The organism is Streptococcus cristatus (genome assembly GCF_003943515.1).
GTDB lineage: Bacteria > Bacillota > Bacilli > Lactobacillales > Streptococcaceae > Streptococcus > Streptococcus cristatus_D.
The window spans coordinates 20049-37673 of record NZ_RJPT01000004.1; the positions used below are offsets into that span (position 1 = coordinate 20049).

20 protein-coding genes are annotated in these 17625 nt (G+C 40.9%); all 20 read left to right on the forward strand.

Annotated features, from left to right (window positions below):
* Window positions 1-115 precede the first annotated feature (115 nt).
* The 20 genes from D8791_RS05220 (at window position 116) to D8791_RS05325 (ending at window position 17566) form a co-directional block, all read left to right on the forward strand.
* Window positions 116-433: a hypothetical protein gene (locus tag D8791_RS05220; RefSeq protein ID WP_125446534.1), complete on the forward strand. Its 318-nt coding sequence runs from the start codon at window positions 116-118 to the stop codon at window positions 431-433.
* Window positions 430-1041 carry a DUF5052 family protein gene (locus tag D8791_RS05225; protein ID WP_125446535.1) on the forward strand — a complete coding sequence of 204 codons (612 nt, stop codon included), beginning with the start codon at window positions 430-432 and terminating at the stop codon, window positions 1039-1041. Before D8791_RS05220 ends, D8791_RS05225 begins: the two co-directional genes overlap by 4 nt.
* Before the next feature lie 3 nt (window positions 1042-1044).
* Complete coding sequence (locus D8791_RS05230; RefSeq protein ID WP_125446536.1) at window positions 1045-1698, forward strand: DNA alkylation repair protein; 654 nt, start codon at window positions 1045-1047, stop codon at window positions 1696-1698.
* A 487-nt stretch (window positions 1699-2185) separates the two neighbouring features.
* Window positions 2186-3262 (forward strand): aspartate-semialdehyde dehydrogenase, encoded by a 1077-nt coding sequence (locus tag D8791_RS05245; protein WP_125446538.1) that lies wholly within the window; start codon window positions 2186-2188, stop codon window positions 3260-3262.
* A 79-nt stretch (window positions 3263-3341) separates the two neighbouring features.
* Window positions 3342-4277: a 4-hydroxy-tetrahydrodipicolinate synthase gene (dapA, locus tag D8791_RS05250; protein ID WP_005590358.1), complete on the forward strand. Its 936-nt coding sequence runs from the start codon at window positions 3342-3344 to the stop codon at window positions 4275-4277.
* Between the two features lie 53 nt (window positions 4278-4330).
* Window positions 4331-4930, forward strand: coding sequence for a hypothetical protein (locus D8791_RS05255; RefSeq protein ID WP_125446539.1), 600 nt, complete (start codon window positions 4331-4333; stop codon window positions 4928-4930).
* A gap of 225 nt (window positions 4931-5155) precedes the next feature.
* On the forward strand, window positions 5156-5656 hold the full coding sequence (locus D8791_RS05260; protein ID WP_125446540.1) for a GNAT family N-acetyltransferase: 501 nt from the start codon (window positions 5156-5158) through the stop codon (window positions 5654-5656).
* Window positions 5657-5671: 15 nt separating this feature from the next.
* Entirely contained in the window at window positions 5672-6010 is a 339-nt protein-coding gene (locus D8791_RS05265; protein ID WP_005590355.1) for an ATP cone domain-containing protein, read from the forward strand.
* A 303-nt stretch (window positions 6011-6313) separates the two neighbouring features.
* Window positions 6314-7522 carry an acyl-CoA dehydrogenase FadE gene (gene fadE / locus D8791_RS05270; RefSeq protein ID WP_005590354.1) on the forward strand — a complete coding sequence of 403 codons (1209 nt, stop codon included), beginning with the start codon at window positions 6314-6316 and terminating at the stop codon, window positions 7520-7522.
* A 94-nt stretch (window positions 7523-7616) separates the two neighbouring features.
* Entirely contained in the window at window positions 7617-8465 is an 849-nt protein-coding gene (locus tag D8791_RS05275; protein WP_125446541.1) for a 3-hydroxybutyryl-CoA dehydrogenase, read from the forward strand.
* A gap of 17 nt (window positions 8466-8482) precedes the next feature.
* Window positions 8483-9661, forward strand: coding sequence for an acetyl-CoA C-acetyltransferase (locus D8791_RS05280; protein ID WP_125446542.1), 1179 nt, complete (start codon window positions 8483-8485; stop codon window positions 9659-9661).
* A gap of 282 nt (window positions 9662-9943) precedes the next feature.
* Window positions 9944-10723: an enoyl-CoA hydratase/isomerase family protein gene (locus D8791_RS05285; protein ID WP_005590351.1), complete on the forward strand. Its 780-nt coding sequence runs from the start codon at window positions 9944-9946 to the stop codon at window positions 10721-10723.
* 16 nt (window positions 10724-10739) lie between these two features.
* On the forward strand, window positions 10740-11465 hold the full coding sequence (locus tag D8791_RS05290) for a CoA transferase subunit A (protein WP_061908984.1): 726 nt from the start codon (window positions 10740-10742) through the stop codon (window positions 11463-11465).
* Between the two features lies 1 nt (window position 11466).
* Window positions 11467-12120, forward strand: a complete 654-nt coding sequence (locus D8791_RS05295) for a 3-oxoacid CoA-transferase subunit B (RefSeq protein ID WP_005590348.1) — start codon at window positions 11467-11469, stop codon at window positions 12118-12120.
* Between the two features lie 184 nt (window positions 12121-12304).
* On the forward strand, window positions 12305-13219 hold the full coding sequence (locus D8791_RS05300) for a LysR family transcriptional regulator (RefSeq protein ID WP_179856417.1): 915 nt from the start codon (window positions 12305-12307) through the stop codon (window positions 13217-13219).
* 12 nt (window positions 13220-13231) lie between these two features.
* Complete coding sequence (locus D8791_RS05305; RefSeq protein ID WP_125446543.1) at window positions 13232-14344, forward strand: acyl-CoA dehydrogenase family protein; 1113 nt, start codon at window positions 13232-13234, stop codon at window positions 14342-14344.
* Window positions 14345-14347: 3 nt separating this feature from the next.
* Window positions 14348-15262 carry an MBL fold metallo-hydrolase gene (locus D8791_RS05310; protein WP_048764406.1) on the forward strand — a complete coding sequence of 305 codons (915 nt, stop codon included), beginning with the start codon at window positions 14348-14350 and terminating at the stop codon, window positions 15260-15262.
* 105 nt (window positions 15263-15367) lie between these two features.
* Complete coding sequence (gene ylqF, locus D8791_RS05315) at window positions 15368-16219, forward strand: ribosome biogenesis GTPase YlqF (RefSeq protein WP_045497395.1); 852 nt, start codon at window positions 15368-15370, stop codon at window positions 16217-16219.
* Window positions 16206-16973 (forward strand): ribonuclease HII, encoded by a 768-nt coding sequence (gene rnhB, locus D8791_RS05320; RefSeq protein ID WP_125446544.1) that lies wholly within the window; start codon window positions 16206-16208, stop codon window positions 16971-16973. Before ylqF ends, rnhB begins: the two co-directional genes overlap by 14 nt.
* 29 nt (window positions 16974-17002) lie before the next feature.
* A complete protein-coding gene (locus D8791_RS05325) occupies window positions 17003-17566 on the forward strand; it encodes a sugar O-acetyltransferase (protein ID WP_125446545.1) in 564 nt (187 codons plus the stop codon).
* Window positions 17567-17625: the final 59 nt, after the last annotated feature.

Genomic DNA, 17625 nt, shown 5'->3' on the forward strand with positions numbered 1-17625 from the left:
ATTTGCTACATCCAGTGCCGTCCTTTATTTCCCACTGTTAATTCTTAATCTGATATTGGTTCAAGGTTCCCTCTATTGGCTTAACTGTTTAAGACGAATCCAAAAGAAGAAGTACTTGGAAACTCAACTACTTGCACCTCTTTATAAAGGATTAAAAGTGCTAGATTTTATGATGCTGCTTGCATATATACCGATTTGGATATGGTCTTTTAGAGTGAGTAGTAGCAGTAATATCATTATTGGAGTTTTACTTTGGTTGTTTGCCATCATTGAATTTGTAAATTATTTTTACTATCGCCTGTCTTACTATGCAATGGGTGGCCTAGGACTGCAAGTGATGAGGCCTCTCAAGTTATTATTGACGGGAAAAGCAGCCAAATCACAAATTTCAAAAGAAATTTCCTTATACGAAAAAAATATGGAGCATAAATAATGAAAAAGAAATACCTATTAATAACTCTTCTAAGCATTGCCCTTTTGACCTTGACTGGTTGTCAGTCTGTTGAAAAGTGGTTTAAAAATGCCAAGGAAGAATGGCTGGGGCTGGAGATGACGGTTCGCACCTATGATGAGAATTCCCAACTCATCGACCAGATGTCGGGCAAATCCTTATCCATCTCGCGTAACGAGGAATTTGACTCAGTTGATGCGGAAGGAAATTCCAAGGAAGATTCTTCTGTGCTCAAAATCACCTTGGGTAAGTATGAGATTGATCATGTGGGCTCCTCCTTGATTGCAGAAGAAAAGGGGTTGAAAGATGTCTTTGCCCAATATCAAAAGACTGCAGATGTTGAGGAGAATAGCCATTCTGTCCCTGTTTTAAATCGTATGATTTCTGCTTTTAAAAACGACTTTAACGGCAAGAAGAAGGTCATTCTGATTCGCTCTCAAAACGGGACTCCGTTGGCTGCCTATGCTGGCGACCGTGTTTCTCTAGATAAATCCGATGCACCCAAAACTTCTGAGTTGCTGATTGACGGCAAGCGCCTCGTGATTTACCGCTGCGACTACACTATTTATGACCGTGAATTGCTGGAGTAAGCTATGGATGTAGAGGAATTACTTGAAAATCTAAAAGCAGTAGCTAAACCGGATGATGCGGTTGCTATGAAAGCCTATATGAAAAACAAATTTGAGTTTCTAGGAGTCAAGACTCCAGTCAGACGGAAACTAGCAAAGGCTTTTTTCAAACAGCAGACTGACTCCGTCATTGATTGGGTTTTTATAAATGAATCTTGGGACAATCCCTATCGAGAATTGCAGTATGCCGCGCTAGATTATCTGGAAATTCGCAAGAAGCTCTTGACCCCATCTGACTTGCCACGTTTGAAAAAGCTTGCCCAAACAAAATCTTGGTGGGATACTATTGACTTTTTGGACCGCTTGGTCGGATCCATCATTGCCCGATTTCCAGAAACTAAAGGGATTATTTTAGTTTGGAGTCGTGATGAGGATATCTGGCTGCGGCGCTTGGCTACTGATCATCAGCTGTTGCGAAAAGAGGAAACAGACACGGAGCTGTTGGAGAAAATTTTAGTGAATAATCTTGGTCAAACAGAATTCTTTATTAACAAGGCCATCGGCTGGGCGCTGAGAGACTATTCAAAAACCAATCCAGACTGGGTCAGAGATTTTATTGAGCGGCATCAAGCAGAAATGGCTGCACTTAGTATTCGAGAGGGAAGTAAGTATCTGTGATGGTTGACCAATCTTTATGGCTTGACATTTTCTACGCTATAGCTTATGATAAATAAGTGCGATGAGTCGATATGCAGATTTTCTGCAAATTGAAGCATGGGAGGTCATAAACGCAGGAGCGGACCTTGATCAGTTGTGTGAACCTGCTGATCACACGAAAGTGCCCTTATCCCCAGTCTACGGATTGGGGATTTTCTATTGCTCTTGATGAAACGAGTCCGCAGGAAGAAGTTGAGTCTTAGAGACATTGATACTGAGACGATTGGCGTCGTGAGTGCTATTGCTCTTGATGAAACTACTCTTAGAAATGCAAGACAGTTATCCGCGGCTGAGCTTAGAGACATTGATATTGAGGAGGTCAGCATTGTGAGAGCTGCATATTTCGACAAAATAAGGACATAATCCTTTAGAAATATTTGCATTTTTCCTTAAAAATAGTATAATACTAGAATATACAAAATTTTTAGAAAATTCAGAGGTGGATTGTATGGGATATACAGTTGCTGTAGTTGGTGCCACTGGTGCTGTTGGCGCTCAAATGATTAAAATGCTGGAAGAATCAACACTTCCAATTGACAAGATTCGTTATTTGGCTTCTGCTCGTTCAGCTGGTAAGGTTCTTCAGTTCAAGGGACAAGATGTCACTATCGAAGAAACAACAGAAACTGCCTTTGAAGGTGTAGATATCGCTCTTTTCTCAGCTGGTGGCTCTACTTCAGCAAAATATGCTCCCTATGCAGTTAAAGCTGGTGCAGTCGTAGTGGACAACACCTCATATTTCCGCCAAAATCCTGATGTGCCTCTGGTTGTTCCAGAAGTAAACGCTCATGCACTAGATCAGCATAAAGGGATTATCGCTTGTCCTAATTGCTCAACTATTCAGATGATGGTGGCCTTGGAGCCAGTCCGTCAGCAATGGGGCTTGGAGCGTATCATTGTTTCAACTTATCAGGCGGTTTCTGGTGCAGGTATGGGAGCCATTCTTGAAACGCAACGCGAGCTTCGTGAAGTGTTGAATGATGGTGTTAATCCACGTGATTTGCATGCGGAAATCTTACCTTCAGGCGGTGACAAGAAACACTATCCTATCGCCTTTAATGCTCTTCCGCAAATCGATGTCTTCACTGACAATGACTACACTTACGAAGAGATGAAGATGACCAAGGAAACTAAGAAAATCATGGAAGATGACAGCATCGCAGTATCTGCAACGTGTGTACGTATTCCAGTCTTGTCAGCTCACTCTGAGTCTGTTTACATCGAAACAAAAGAAGTGGCTCCAATTGAAGAAGTCAAGGCAGCCATTGCAGCTTTCCCAGGTGCTGTTCTTGAAGATGACGTAGCTCATCAAATCTATCCTCAAGCAATTAACGCAGTTGGTTCACGCGATACTTTTGTAGGTCGTATTCGTAAAGACTTGGATGCAGAAAAAGGAATCCATATGTGGGTCGTTTCAGACAACCTTCTCAAAGGTGCTGCTTGGAATTCTGTTCAAATCGCTGAAACTCTTCATGAGCGTGGTTTGGTCCGTCCGACGGGAGAAGTTGTTTTTGAATTAAAATAAACTGTCTGAAAATACGTGACAGGTCGAGGATTGAATATCTGTCATTCAATCCTCTTTTCATACAAAGAGAGGTAAGTTTATGGCATACGCAGATTTGAAGAATTGTAAAATCATCACAGCTTTTATTACGCCTTTTCATGAAGATGGCTCCATCAATTTTGAGGCCATTCCAGATTTGATTGAGCACCTTTTGGCTCATCATACGGATGGGATTTTGCTAGCTGGAACGACTGCAGAGAGTCCAACCCTGACCCACGATGAAGAGTTGGAATTATTTGCGGCTGTACAAAAAGTTGTCAAGGGGCGTGTTCCTTTGATAGCGGGTGTTGGTACCAACGAAACGCGCGACTCCATTGAATTTGTCAAAGAAGTAGATGCATTTGGTGGTTTTGCGGCTGGTTTGGCTATTGTTCCCTATTACAATAAACCGTCTCAAGAAGGCATGTATCAGCACTTCAAAGCCATTGCGGATGCTTCAAACCTGCCGATCATTATCTATAATATCCCAGGACGGGTAGTGGTTGAAATGACGCCTGAGACCATGCTGAGACTGGCAGAACATCCAAATATTATTGGCGTGAAGGAATGTACCAGTCTGGCTAATATGGCTTATTTGATCGAACATCGTCCAGAGGAGTTCTTGATTTATACGGGTGAGGATGGTGATGCCTTTCATGCTATGAATCTGGGGGCTGATGGCGTTATTTCCGTTGCTTCTCACACAAACGGTGATGAAATGTTTGAAATGCTGGATGCTATTGAGCACAATGACATCAAAAAAGCAGCAGCTATCCAACGGAAATTTATCCCTAAGGTCAATGCCCTGTTCTCTTACCCAAGCCCAGCTCCAGTCAAGGCTGTGCTCAATTATATGGGCTTTGCAGCAGGTCCAACCCGCTTACCGCTTGTGCCAGCTCCTGAGGAAGATGCTAAGCGAATTATCAAGGTCGTAGTTGATGGCGACTATGAAGCGACGAAGGAGACTGTTAAAGGTGTCTTGAGACCAGATTATTGATCAGCAATTTTGTTTTAGAGGATACAGGTATAAGTGAGGTGTGATTTCATAATATGACAGAAAAGCATAGTCAACGAATCGAGGAGTATAAGGCAAAGCGCAGTCTGGAAAAACTTGAGGGGAAGAGAGTTTACGACAAGCCAATTATTCGAACTGGTGATAAGGCAAGTTTTTATGGCGCAGGTCTAATTTTGTTAGGGTTTGGTTTGGGGGCTCTTTATCTATTTCTTAACCTTATAACAGATTGGGATTTAAAACTTTTCTCTCTCATCTGGGAAACACTTGCTGGATTAGGGATTGTTGTCAGTCTTTTTGGAGCGTTTAAAATTGGTCGATTAGAGTTACATACTGTGTCAATGATAGCAGACAAAGAGAAGAATTTTGACATTGAAAGGGCTTTTAATCTTTATAATGTCATCCACAAACCAACGAAGAAAGTTTTACTTCAATACGATAGTGAGGATGATAGTTTAATTTCTCTAAACGCTGGGGGTGATTTATTAGTTGAGCTCCTAAGGAAAGTTGAGGAAGAGAAATTGCCTTTTAATAAGATTAACAAAACTCTGAAATTAGAAGAAGTGTCTGAAAATCATTGGAAAATGCAATATCGTTACAAGAAACAAGACATTGTATTAGAGGAAAGTGGTATATAGTATATGTATTATTAGCTTGATCTAAAAGGACTAATATTTATAGTTCTCTAAAAAATATTTCAAAAGGATTGCAGTTGAATGGCGCCTCAAACGTTAGATAACATTCTAAGGATTGAGGTTTAGTTCATCTCTGTAGTCCTTTTTCTAAATGTTTCATTCTTTTTGAAAAAAACAAGAAAAAATTGTATAATGATAGTATAAGTTATCTCTTGAGAGGTGATGATAATGCAGGTTCGGAAGGCAAGCAAGGATGATTGGCAACTAATCCAAAAGATATGTAGAGAAACTTGGTTGGCTACCTATAAAGATATTTACTCATCTTCCTACATAGAGCGAGTCTTTGACATTTTCTATAGCCAAGAACGTTTGCTGAAGGACTTGACTGAACTTTCTCCTGAATGGAATGGCTATTGGCTGGCAGAAATGAATGGGCAGGTTCTTGGTTGTATTGGTGGTGGAATGAGTGAGGACGGCAGAGCCAATGTTTATGTTCTCTACGTCTTACCGCAGGCTCAACGTTTGGGAATCGGCCATGAGTTGCTGGAGACCTTGACAAGTTATCAAAAATCACAATATCAGGCCAGAGAGCAAGCTGTTACAGTAACGGAAGGAAATGCTATCGGTCTTCCATTTTATGAAAAAGAGGGCTTTGTCTTTGAGTCTGCCACTGAAAATTGGATTGATAGCAGTCAAGCCAGAGATTTACATTACATCAGAAATATATAAATAAAGGAGTATTTTATGAAAGTTATTAAACGCAGTGGGGAAGTCGTTGATTTTGACCCAGATAAAATCTATCAAGCGGTATTAAAAGCGGCTCAAACCGTTTATGTCTTGACAGACGACCTCCGCCAAAATCTAGCCTTGGTGACAAAAAAAGTCGCGTTAGATTTGGAAGAAGCTAAGGTTGAGCGGGCCACAATCAGTATGATTCAGTCTATGGTTGAAAACCGTCTCTTGGGAGCAGGCTATATCACTATTGCTGAGCATTATATTTCCTATCGCTTGCAGCGTGATTTGGAGCGTAGTGGTTACGGTGACCATATCGCTGTCCATTTGCATTTTGAGCAAATCCGATAACAATGCTGAAAAGCCCAGATGGGCTTTTTCTTTTTCAAAACTCAATATAAAAATTCAGTTCAAAGTAGATTTCTCTTCAAAATTTGTAACCGTATTCAAAGATTTTTTCCTAGTTTTTATTAGAAAAAGACCTTTCAAAGCCAGTTAAATCAATATGTATAATCTGGACTTATGCTCTTCTTAATCTTTCTTAAGTAGACACTAGGACATATTAGATATAAAATGAAAGCGTCAACAAATACTAAACTATAAAAATGAAAGCGCTCTTATACAAATAAAAACTATACAAAAGGAGTCAATAAAATGGCAACTAAAGAAGAAATTTTACGTGAACTATACCCTGAGGATCTTTTCCACTATGCTGATGGCTTGACATTGGGAGAAGCGGAAGTATTACAAGAAACTCGTCGTTTGATTGAAAAGCATCTTCGTCCAGTCATTAATGAATATTGGGAAGCACCTGATTTCCCATTTGAAGAATTCTATGCAGTTGCTAAAGGCGCTCAAATCATGAACAACCCTAAATTGTTCGAAGGTCGCGAAGGCAACTACAAACCATCAGAACTTTACATCGCATTCTTGTATTTAGAATTAGGCCGTTTCGATGCGTCTATAGCGACTTTCTTCACAGTTCATGGTGGACTTTGCTACAACACAGTCTTGCTTGGTGGTGACGAGCGTCAACAAAAAGAATTTCTTCCTAAATTAGCTGCATTTGACTGGCAAGGATGTTTCGCTTTGACTGAACCGTTGTCAGGTTCTGACATTGCTGGAGGTCTTGCGACAACAGCTGAGCGTGTTGGAGACAAATGGATTTTGAACGGAGAAAAACGTTGGATCGGCGGATCAGATACAGCTGATGTTGTTCCAGTATTTGCCCGCGACGTTGAAGATGGAAAAGTGAAATGTTTCATCGTTCGTAAAGGTGCTCCTGGATATCATGCAGAACCAATCCCTCACAAAACAGCTCTTCGTTGCGTACGTAATGGCCACATTACTATGAAGAATGTGGAAGTTCCAGATTCAGACCGTTTGGTAAATATCAATGGATTTGGCGATGTAGCTCGTATCTTGACATTCACTCGTGCTGACGTTGCTCACATTGCAACTGCTATCACTTGTGGTTCATACGTAGCAGCTCTTAAATATGCTAAAGATCGTCAACAATTCAAACGTCCAATTGCTGCATTCCAAATCGTACAAGAAAAATTGGCTAGAATGCAAGCTAACGCAGTGGCAGTACTTTCATACTCAGCTCGTATTGCTGAAATGCAAGAAGCAGGTAATGAATTGATGTTGAACTCTGCACTTGCTAAGATGCACAACTCATTGGTAATGCGCGAAACAGTTGCACTTGCACGTGAAACATGTGGTGGTAACGGAATCACTCTTGAAACTGATGTAGCTCGCTTCTTTGCAGATGCTGAAGCAATCTACACCTATGAAGGTTCTCATGAAGTGAATGCTTTGATCGTGGGCCGTGAAATTACTGGTATTGGAGCATTTGTATAATAATGAATTTGGAACGATTGCTCAGCATTTGCTAGTAATCGTTCCGATTCTTTCTTTTTGAAGTTTATATTTTGATAGTAAATAGGAGAAAAAAATGAATATTTCAAAAGTGATGATCATCGGATCAGGTCAAATGGGAAGCGGTATTGCACAAGTCTTTGCTCAATCAGGTTTCACAGTTTATCTCAATGATATCAAGGAAGAATTTGTTCAAAGAGGGCTGGATGGTATTACTAAGCAATTGTCTCGTTCTGTTGAAAAAGGTCGTTTGTCAGAAGAAGATAAAAACAACATTTTGGCAAATCTGATTCCTTCTACTTCTTATGAAGATGCTAAACATGCTCAATTGGTTATTGAAGCGGCTACTGAAAATCGCGACATCAAATTGAGTATCTTTAAACAGTTGGATGAGTTGACTGATCCTCAAACTATTCTGGCTTCAAACACTTCATCTCTATCTATTACTGATATTGCAGCAGCGACAGTTCATCAAGAACGCGTTATTGGTATGCACTTCTTCAACCCAGCACCAGTTATGAAATTGGTTGAAGTTATTCGTGCGCTTCAAACATCAGATGAAGTTGTGAAAGCTGTTCGTGAATTGACTGAAAAAATCGGTAAAACAGCTGTAGATGTGAAAGATTCTTATGGTTTTGTTGTGAACCGTGTCTTGATTCCAATGATCAATGAAGCTATTTTCATCTTAGGAGAAGGAATTGCTTCAGCAGAAGAAATTGACGAAGCAATGAAACTAGGTGCTAATCACCCAATTGGCCCATTGGCATTGGCTGACTTGATCGGTCTTGATGTCTGCTTGGCTATCATGGGAGTGTTAAACAATGGATTTGGAGATCCTAAGTATCGTCCTGCTCCACTTCTGAAGAAGATGGTTGAAGCTGGTAAGCTTGGTCGCAAGACTAAAGAAGGATTCTTTAAATATTAAGATATAAGGAGCAAGAAATGAAAGAAGCAGTTATTGTAGCAGCAGTCCGCACACCTTTAGGTTCTTTTGGTGGAACTTTAAAAAATGTTTCGGCTGTTGATCTAGGTAGTTTAGTTATTAAAAGTGCTATTGAACGAGCAAATTTGAAACCGGAACAAGTTGATGAAGTTATCATGGGGAATGTTCTGGGTGCAGGTCTTGGTCAAAACGTAGCTCGTCAAATGAGTGTCAACGCAGGTGTCCCAGTAACTTCTCCAGCTTTCACTATTAACAAAGTTTGTGGCTCTGGTTTGAAAGCAGTACAATTGGCAGCTCAAGCTGTATTGTGTGGAGATGCTGATATCGTAGTAGCTGGAGGGGCCGAAAACATGAGCCAAGCTCCTTATGTCCTTCAAAACCAACGTTGGGGCGCTCGTATGGGAGACTCTCAAGTAGTAGACACTATGCTCCGCGATGGCTTGACAGATGCTTTTGAATCCTTCCATATGGGAATTACAGCTGAAAACGTTGCTGAACAATATGGCATTACACGTGAAGACCAAGATAACTTTGCTGTGCAATCTCAAAAACGTGCAGTTGCAGCGATCGAAGCTGGGCGTTTCAAAGAAGAAATTGTTCCTGTTGAAATTCCGCAACGTAAAGGCGATCCTATCGTATTTGATACAGATGAATTCCCAAGAAAAGACGCTTCTCTTGAAGGTTTAGGTAAATTGCGCCCAGTCTTCAAGAAAGATGGTACTGTAACTGCTGGTAATGCTTCAGGTATTAACGACGGTGCAGCAGCAGTTGTTGTTATGAGTGCTGATAAAGCTAAAGAATTGGGCGTTCCAGTTTTGGCAACGATCAAATCTTACGCAAGCGCTGGACTAGATCCAAAAGTTATGGGTTGTGGTCCGATTTACGCATCTCGCAAAGCCCTTGAAAAAGGCGGATTTACAGTGGAAGATTTAGATTTGGTTGAATCCAATGAAGCATTTGCAGCGCAAGCATGTGCCGTTGGTAAAGAATTGAATCTTGATCCTGAAAAAGTCAATGTAAATGGTGGTGCGATTGCTCTTGGTCACCCAATCGGTGCTTCAGGCTGCCGTATTTTGGTAACACTTTTGCACGAAATGCAAAAACGTGATGTTAAACGTGGTCTTGCTACCCTTTGTATCGGTGGCGGTATGGGTACAGCGGTCATCGTAGAACGCTAGAATCTAGTTCATTTTTGAAGTTTTCCATTTGCTTCTACTATATAAACAAGTCCTATCGATGAGCTGTTTTTCCAAACAAGCCTTGATAGGACTTGTTTTATTTTTCGAAAAATTAACTTGAATATCAAAACTATAAGCTTAGCTTATTGATGCATAAATGATGATTAAGTAGACGAAGTGTGAGAAATGGTATATCATAAGAATGTAAGCTCTTACATTTGTAGTTTAAGTATTTGTTGACACCATACTTAGTCATTCAATTTTATAAGTAGGAGCATAAAAATGAGTAAAACTGTTTTATTAGAAGTTAAAAATGGGATTGGATATATCACAATCAACCGTCCTGAAGCTTTGAACGCCTTGAGTTCTCAAGTTTTGGCTGATTTGAATGAAGTTCTTGATCAAGTTGAGAAAAGCGAAGAAATTCGCGTTGTCATCGTAACTGGAGCAGGAGAAAAAGCATTCGTCGCCGGAGCAGACATCAAGGAAATGGATTTGATGTCACCTATTCAAGCATTTGAATACATGACATTTGCAAACGATACATTTACTCGCCTTTCAGATTTACGCCAACCAACGATTGCAGTCATCAATGGTTATGCACTCGGTGGTGGTATGGAGCTAGCACTTTCAACAGATATCCGTATTGGATTTGAAAAAACAGTGGTTGGCTTCCCAGAAGTTGGCTTGGGTATTATTCCAGGATTTGCTGGTACTCAACGGATGTCGCGCTTGATTGGAACTAGCCGTGCCAAAGAACTTATCTTCACTGCTCGTACAGTGAAAGGTCAAGAAGCCTATGACTTAGGTATTCTTAACAAACTGGTTCCTGCTGAAGAATTGTTGTCTTCAGCTGAAGAATTAGCCGCAGCCATCATGAAGAATGCACCGTTAGCTGTTGAAAAAGCAAAACATGTCATTCAAGTTGGTGCGGAACTTCCTCTTAAAAATGCAATCCGTCTGGAAACAGAAGCAGAAGCCTTGCTCTTCTCTACAGAAGACAAACTAGAAGGAATGCGTGCTTTTGTTGAAAAACGCAAAGCTGTTTTCAATCGTAAGTAAAAGAGGAGGTATCAGCATGAAATCAGTTGTATCATTATCAGACGCTATTTCTAAGGTCAAATCGGGTGATATCGTTGGAATTTCTGGATTCCTCGGTGTCGGTGAACCTTTTGAATTGATTGAAGAATTAGTAAAACAAAACCAGCAAGACTTGACTTTGGTATCGGTGGTAACATCTCATCCTGGTAAAGAAGTTGGGGTTGGACGACTTTGTGAAAACCACCAAGTAAAAAAATATATTGCAGCCCACGTAGGAACATCTGCAGCAGCTCAACGTGAGTATTTTGAAAAGACGATGGAAGTCGAATTTACACCGATGGGAACTGTTGTTGAGCGTCTCCATGCAGCTGGAGCTGGATTAGGAGCTGTCTTGACCCCGACAGGAGTCGGAACAATCTTAGAAAAAGATTATGAAAAAGTAGAACGTAATGGCCGTGAATACTTGGTCTATGATCCACTTAAAATTGATGTTGCCTTAATCAAAGCGACTAAAGCTGACAAATACGGCAACTTGTATATCGATGGTACTACGAAAAACATTTCCTTGCAATTAGCACTCGCAGCAGATACTGTTATCGTTGAAGCGAATGAAATTGTTGAAGCTGGCGAAATTCATCCGAATGATATTTATGTTCCGGGCATCCTTGTTGACTATGTCGTCCAAAGCTTGACTCCAGAAGAACACCATAAGATGATGGGTGATCTTTGGACAGAGACTAAAAAATTGGCGGGGGTGAACTAATATGAAAGCAAAAGAAATTATTGCAAGACGTGTTGCACAAGAATTTAAAGATGGAGATGTTGTCAATCTAGGATTTGGTATTCCAAACGCATCTGCTGACTATATTCCTGAGGGAGTAAACGTTATTCTTCAGGCCGAAAATGGAGCGCTTCGCTTTGGTGAAACACCAACGAAAGATACTTACAATCCAAACCTGGCAAACTCTGGTGGAGCGCCAATCACTCTCTTGCCTGGAGCAGCATTGTTTGACTTGCAGACTTCCTTCGCGATCATCCGTGGTGGACACGTTGATGCGACTGTTCTAGGAGCTTTGGAAGTCAGTCAAGATGGTAGTATTGCTAACTGGATTATTCCAGGTAAGTTTGCCCCAGGAATGGGTGGAGCGATGGACTTGTTGGTTGGAGCGAAGCGTGTTATCGGTGCAATCCAGCATACTACTGCTGATGGCCAATCTAAACTTCTGCCAGAGTGTACTTTGCCACTTTCTGCCAAAGGAGTTCTTGATTTAGTCATTACAGAGTTGGCTGTCTTTGGTTTCCAAGATGGTAAGTTCCTCTTGAAAGAGCTTGCTCCCGGCGTTACCCTAGAGGAAGTTCTTGAAAAGACAGCAGGAGAAGTAATTGTTTCAGAAGACTTGAAAACGATGTCAATCTAATAAGGTTAGTAAGCAATTAATATCCTCTTTCTCTGAAAGTGTGTTACTATGTGTTTATAACAACTTGAGCGATGATTAGTTTTTAATCAGAATACTAGCAACTGGTCATCATGGTTTCGAGGGCCAGTTGCTGTTTTATTTATGGCAAATTACCTCGTGAAATTTGAAAGATGGGAGACGAAAAGTGGATATAATTCAAATGACTTACTTTATCAATATCGTCGAATGTGGATGCAATCTTTCTATCGCAGCTAAGAAAATTCATATCAGCCAGTCAGCCTTGAGTCAGTTTGTCACAAATTTTGAATCAACGGAAGGAGTCCAGCTCTTCAATCGTAGAAATGGAAGATTAGAGAGTCTGACGGAAGCTGGTGGTAAGATTTACCGCTTTGCCACAGAGATTGTCAACCGGCATGAAGAGATGCAGTCAATGATTCATATGGAAGCTCTTAAACAAAAAGGTACCTTTAACTTGGGCATTCCGTCATTGATTTTACGTGTATATTTTTCTAGTATTTTACCAAAATTTTTACAAGACAATCCGCAAGTCAACATTCAGGTTACTGAGGATGGAAGTAATGAATTACGTCAAAAGCTGGTTGCAGGGGATCTGAATTTTGCAGTACTAATCGAACCTACCAATCTGGATCCTAAAAAATATGAACAGTATATCATTCAAGTTGATGAATACGTGGCCTATATGGATAAGAATCATCCCTTGGCAAACAAAGAATTGTTGAAATGGAAAGATATAGCTCAGTACGGTTTAGCAACCTTTAATAAATCATTTACAACCTACGATTTAATCACTGAAAAATTAAAGAGTAAAAAGATAAAAGCAAATTTTGCCTATTTATCATCGACATGGGATTTCTTGATAGAGTCAACTTATCAAAACGATATGATTGCACTGTTACCTCGTCCTTTAGAATATTTTGTCGATAAGAATAAATTCAAGGTTGTGCGCTTTAAGGATCCGGTGCCTTTCAATATTTGGTTCTGCCGGCCTTATAAAGCAAGCTACAATGAGGTAGAAGCATACGTATATGAAGAGCTTTTAAAAGGTTATTATCAGCCTCTTTCTGAGCCACATCCATAGGGGGGAGAATTGATGATGAAGTCCAGTACCAAAACAGCAGCATTGAGTTCATATGTAAATACAGCTATTAGAGACTACATGAAAAATCATGATGAGTCAGTCGACTTTCCTCAGGAGATTTGGGAAGTAATGACGACGGATTTGGATATTTTTTCACCGATTTTGTCAGAAGGCGATCAGGCTTTGGCTTCTGATTTTATCAGCTCTATTCGAATGATTTCGAATGAATTTCCAGCTCTTTCAACTATATTGCTGACCCAAGGTTGTTATGGTGTTTATCCGATTTTGAAATTTGGTACGGGGCAACAGAAAGAGCGTTATCTGGACAAGTTGGTAAAGGGAACTTGTAAAGCAGGTCTTGGATTTTCTGAGTCTAAGCATCTAAATAGTTTGGCAGATTTGGAGACCTATGCGATTAAGACAGAGACAGGTTGGCAACTTTCGGGAGAAAAAGCCAAAGTGTCGAATAGCAGCATTGCGGATATTCTCTTGGTATTAGCTAAAGTAATGGAAACTGGAAAGCCTGATTCTTACGGCTTCTTCATTGTGGAGACGAGTGCTTCGGGTGTGCTCATTGGTGAGCAGATAGAAAAGCAAGGTTTACTAGGACTTCCACTAAGTTCTGTTACCTTAGATAATGTACACCTGCCGGAAACTGCCTTATTAGGCGGAGTCTTGGCTGGAAATGAGCAATTTAATGATATCATAAAGAATATGCAACTTGGCTTGAGTGCAGTTGCTTTAGGAGTTGCCGAAGGTGCTTTTCATAAGGGTCTTGAGTTTGCACGTGTAAAAAGGGGGTTCGGCAAGCGACTGATGGATGTTGAGTTGCATCAGTACAAGTTCGCAGATTTATACAATAAAATTTGTGCTGCAGATGCTTATTTCTCATCCTATCCTAATCAAATAGAAGAAGATTCCAAGTTTGTTGCACGGATAAAGCTATATATGACTAAGGTAGCGCTAGAGGTTACAGATGAAATTCTCCGTCTTATCGGGCCTTTACAAAAATTTGATCATGTGAATATCAAACGCTATTTTAAAGATGCTGAAATTATTGAGAATTATGGACGGTCAGGGAATTCGATCAGAAAAGAAATCGCAGAGAGATGGTTAAAGGAGTAAAAGATGACAGAACTCAAATTACAAGAGTATCAGTTTGGGGAAATGAAGCTGACTTGGTTGCGTGGAGCGGATAAGCTCACAGATGCAGGCACCTTGTTTGGTCCGGTACCAAAGGTTGTTTGGTCACGTTATTATCCAACAACAGAAGAAAATATGATGGCTGAACTGACAGATCCGATTTTGATTCAATACAAGGGGCAGAATTATTTAATTGATGCGAGTTTTGATACGGCTAAGCTTTCTGATAAACAACGCCGTAATCTCGGTATTCTTTCTGAGAGCCGTGTTGAAGAAAGTTTGGCTCTTTTGGGATTAAAACCGGAAGATATTTCCCATATTTTAATGACGCACATGCACCATGATCACTCTGGCGGTTTGACTAGACTAGATGAGAACAATCAGCTTGTTTCAAAATTCCCAAATGCAAAGATTTTTGTAAATGAGATGGAATGGTACGAAATGCGAAATCCTAATAGTCGGACAAGGGGAACTTATCTGAAGGAAAATTGGGAGCCAATCCAAGATCAGGTTGAAACTTTTACTGAATATCTGAACGTCATTCCAGAAATTCAAATGGTTCATACAGGCGGTCACAGTAACGGTCACAGCATCATCTTACTGAAACAGGGCGAGGAAACCATGATTCATATGGCTGATTTGGTGCTGACTCATGCTCATCGGAAACCTCTGTGGGTTGCTGCAGTAGATGATTACCCCATGCGCTCAATTGTGGCCAAAGACAAATGGCTCAAAGAAGCTTTTGAAAACCACTATAAATTTTTCTTTTACCACGATCAGTTTTTCGCAGTTGCTGAGTTTGACCAGACTGGCGAGGAGTTTGTTGATTATGTGACTAGGATTCGTGAACCGCGAGTTCCATTCACCGATAAACAGGATCGCAAACCGTCATTTTTATAAGAGTAGAGAATCGCTTCTGACAGTTTGAGGGAGCGATTTTACTATTTTCTTCTCTATTTTTTTGGTATAATGAGATACTAGAAGATTGTAAGAAAGAGGTTTTTAATGGCAACGATTCAATGGTTTCCGGGGCACATGTCCAAGGCTCGGAGACAGGTTCAAGAAAGTATTAAATTTGTAGATTTTGTGACGATTTTGGTGGATGCGAGGTTGCCCTTGTCCAGTCAAAATCCCATGTTGACCAAAATTGTTGGGGATAAGCCCAAATTATTGATTTTAAACAAGGCCGACTTAGCGGATCCAAACTTAACCAAGGAATGGCAGGCCTATTTTGAAAGTCAGGGAATCAAAACCTTGGCTATTAACTCTAAGGAACAATCTGCAGTTAAAAAAGTGACCGAAGCAGCTAAGAAATTAATGGCTGATAAGCTAGCTCGCCAGCGGGAAAGAGGAATTCAAATCGAAACCTTGCGGACCATGATTATCGGGATTCCCAATGCTGGAAAGTCAACGCTGATGAACCGGCTAGCTGGTAAGAAAATCGCGATAGTCGGCAATAAACCAGGGGTCACCAAAGGTCAGCAGTGGCTCAAGTCCAATAAGGATTTGGAAATTCTAGATACACCGGGGATTCTTTGGCCAAAATTTGAAGATGAAATGGTGGCTTTGAAACTCGCTTTGACGGGAGCTATCAAGGACAATTTGCTGCCCATGGATGAGGTCACGATTTTCGGACTCAATTATTTCAAAGAGCATTATCCTAAGGCACTGCAGGAGCGTTTTAAGCAGCTGGATTTAGAGCTGGAAGCGCCAGACATGATTATGGATATGACTCAAAAACTGGGCTTCAGAGAGGACTACGATCGTTTTTATAGCCTCTTTGTCAAGGAAGTGCGTGATGGCCGCTTAGGTCGCTATACACTGGATACATTGGAGGAATTGGATGGCCACGATTAAGGAAATCCAAGAGCAGCTGGCTCAAGTATTTGACTTGCAGGATCCACTTTTTCAGGCTTTAAAGCAGGATGAGCGAAGCGGTGTTCAAAAGTTATTACTCAAGCGCCAAAAAGAAATCCAATCAGAGCTAGATGAAGACTTACGCCTAGAGTACATGCTGCGCTATGAAAAAGAACTCTACAGTCAAGGATTTCAGGTGATTGCTGGCATTGATGAAGTCGGACGAGGTCCCTTAGCTGGTCCAGTAGTCGCGGCAGCAGTTATCCTACCTCCTGGCTGCAAAATAAAAGGTCTGAATGACAGTAAAAAGATTCCCAAGAAAAAACATGAGGAAATTTATCAAGCAGTGCTAGATCAGGCTTTAGCCGTTGGATTAGGCATTATGGACAATCAAACGATTGACCGAGTCAATATCTATGAAGCGACCAAGCTAGCCATGACAGAAGCGGTAGCTCAGCTCAAGATAAAGCCGGATTACCTTTTGATTGACGCGATGAAGTTAGACTTGTTCTTGCCCCAGCAGTCCATTATTAAGGGTGATGCTAATTCTCTGTCCATCGCTGCAGCTTCTATCGTAGCAAAGGTGACGAGGGACAAGATGATGGCGGAATTTGATCAGGTTTATCCAGGATATGACTTTGCCCAAAATGCCGGCTATGGCACCAAGCTGCATCTGGAAGGCTTGGAAAAATACGGTGTCACACCAATTCACCGTAGGAGCTTTGAACCGATCAAATCCATGACAAGTTCATAAGAAATCCTAATCGTTATGAGGAGATAAGTGTGACTAGCGAATACCAAAAAATGATTGCAGGAGAGAACTACAGCCCTCAAGATCCTGAATTGAGAGCATTGGCTGCTCGCTCGAGAGAGTTTCAGTATCGTTTTAACCAAGAACGAGATATTGAAAAACGCAGCGCTATCGCCAAGGAGTGGTTCGGCAGTACAGGGGAGAATCTGTGGTTGCATCCAGATTTAGTCTGTGATTATGGAGTTAACATTCACTTGGGGGAGAATTTTTATTCCAACTGGAACTTGACCATGCTGGATGTCTGTCCTATTACCATTGGAAAGAATGCCATGCTGGGTCCCAATTGCCAGTTTCTGACACCGCTGCATCCGCTTGATCCAGTGGAAAGAAATTCCGGTATTGAATACGGGGCGCCCATTAAGATTGGTGACAATTTCTGGGCTGGTGGTGGTGTAACCATTCTGCCAGGCGTGACGCTGGGAGATAATGTCGTAGTTGGAGCTGGTGCAGTGGTGACTAAATCATTCGGCGATAACGTAGTCCTAGCCGGCAATCCTGCTAAGATTATTAAGGAAATTCCTGTTCATGAAGAATAGAAGAACTCAACAATTTTCTCAAGCATTAATCGAATAAGAAACAAGGAACTGTATTGCAG

Coding starts and splice junctions, on each gene's coding strand:
- D8791_RS05290 (WP_061908984.1), top strand. CDS start 10,740: ATGAAATCAGTTGTATCATTATCAGACGCTATTTCTAAGGTCAAATCG.
- D8791_RS05260 (WP_125446540.1), top strand. CDS start 5,156: ATGCAGGTTCGGAAGGCAAGCAAGGATGATTGGCAACTAATCCAAAAG.
- rnhB (WP_125446544.1), top strand. CDS start 16,206: ATGGCCACGATTAAGGAAATCCAAGAGCAGCTGGCTCAAGTATTTGAC.
- ylqF (WP_045497395.1), top strand. CDS start 15,368: ATGGCAACGATTCAATGGTTTCCGGGGCACATGTCCAAGGCTCGGAGA.
- D8791_RS05230 (WP_125446536.1), top strand. CDS start 1,045: ATGGATGTAGAGGAATTACTTGAAAATCTAAAAGCAGTAGCTAAACCG.
- D8791_RS05265 (WP_005590355.1), top strand. CDS start 5,672: ATGAAAGTTATTAAACGCAGTGGGGAAGTCGTTGATTTTGACCCAGAT.
- fadE (WP_005590354.1), top strand. CDS start 6,314: ATGGCAACTAAAGAAGAAATTTTACGTGAACTATACCCTGAGGATCTT.
- D8791_RS05295 (WP_005590348.1), top strand. CDS start 11,467: ATGAAAGCAAAAGAAATTATTGCAAGACGTGTTGCACAAGAATTTAAA.
- D8791_RS05245 (WP_125446538.1), top strand. CDS start 2,186: ATGGGATATACAGTTGCTGTAGTTGGTGCCACTGGTGCTGTTGGCGCT.
- D8791_RS05275 (WP_125446541.1), top strand. CDS start 7,617: ATGAATATTTCAAAAGTGATGATCATCGGATCAGGTCAAATGGGAAGC.
- D8791_RS05255 (WP_125446539.1), top strand. CDS start 4,331: ATGACAGAAAAGCATAGTCAACGAATCGAGGAGTATAAGGCAAAGCGC.
- dapA (WP_005590358.1), top strand. CDS start 3,342: ATGGCATACGCAGATTTGAAGAATTGTAAAATCATCACAGCTTTTATT.
- D8791_RS05305 (WP_125446543.1), top strand. CDS start 13,232: ATGATGAAGTCCAGTACCAAAACAGCAGCATTGAGTTCATATGTAAAT.
- D8791_RS05310 (WP_048764406.1), top strand. CDS start 14,348: ATGACAGAACTCAAATTACAAGAGTATCAGTTTGGGGAAATGAAGCTG.
- D8791_RS05285 (WP_005590351.1), top strand. CDS start 9,944: ATGAGTAAAACTGTTTTATTAGAAGTTAAAAATGGGATTGGATATATC.
- D8791_RS05280 (WP_125446542.1), top strand. CDS start 8,483: ATGAAAGAAGCAGTTATTGTAGCAGCAGTCCGCACACCTTTAGGTTCT.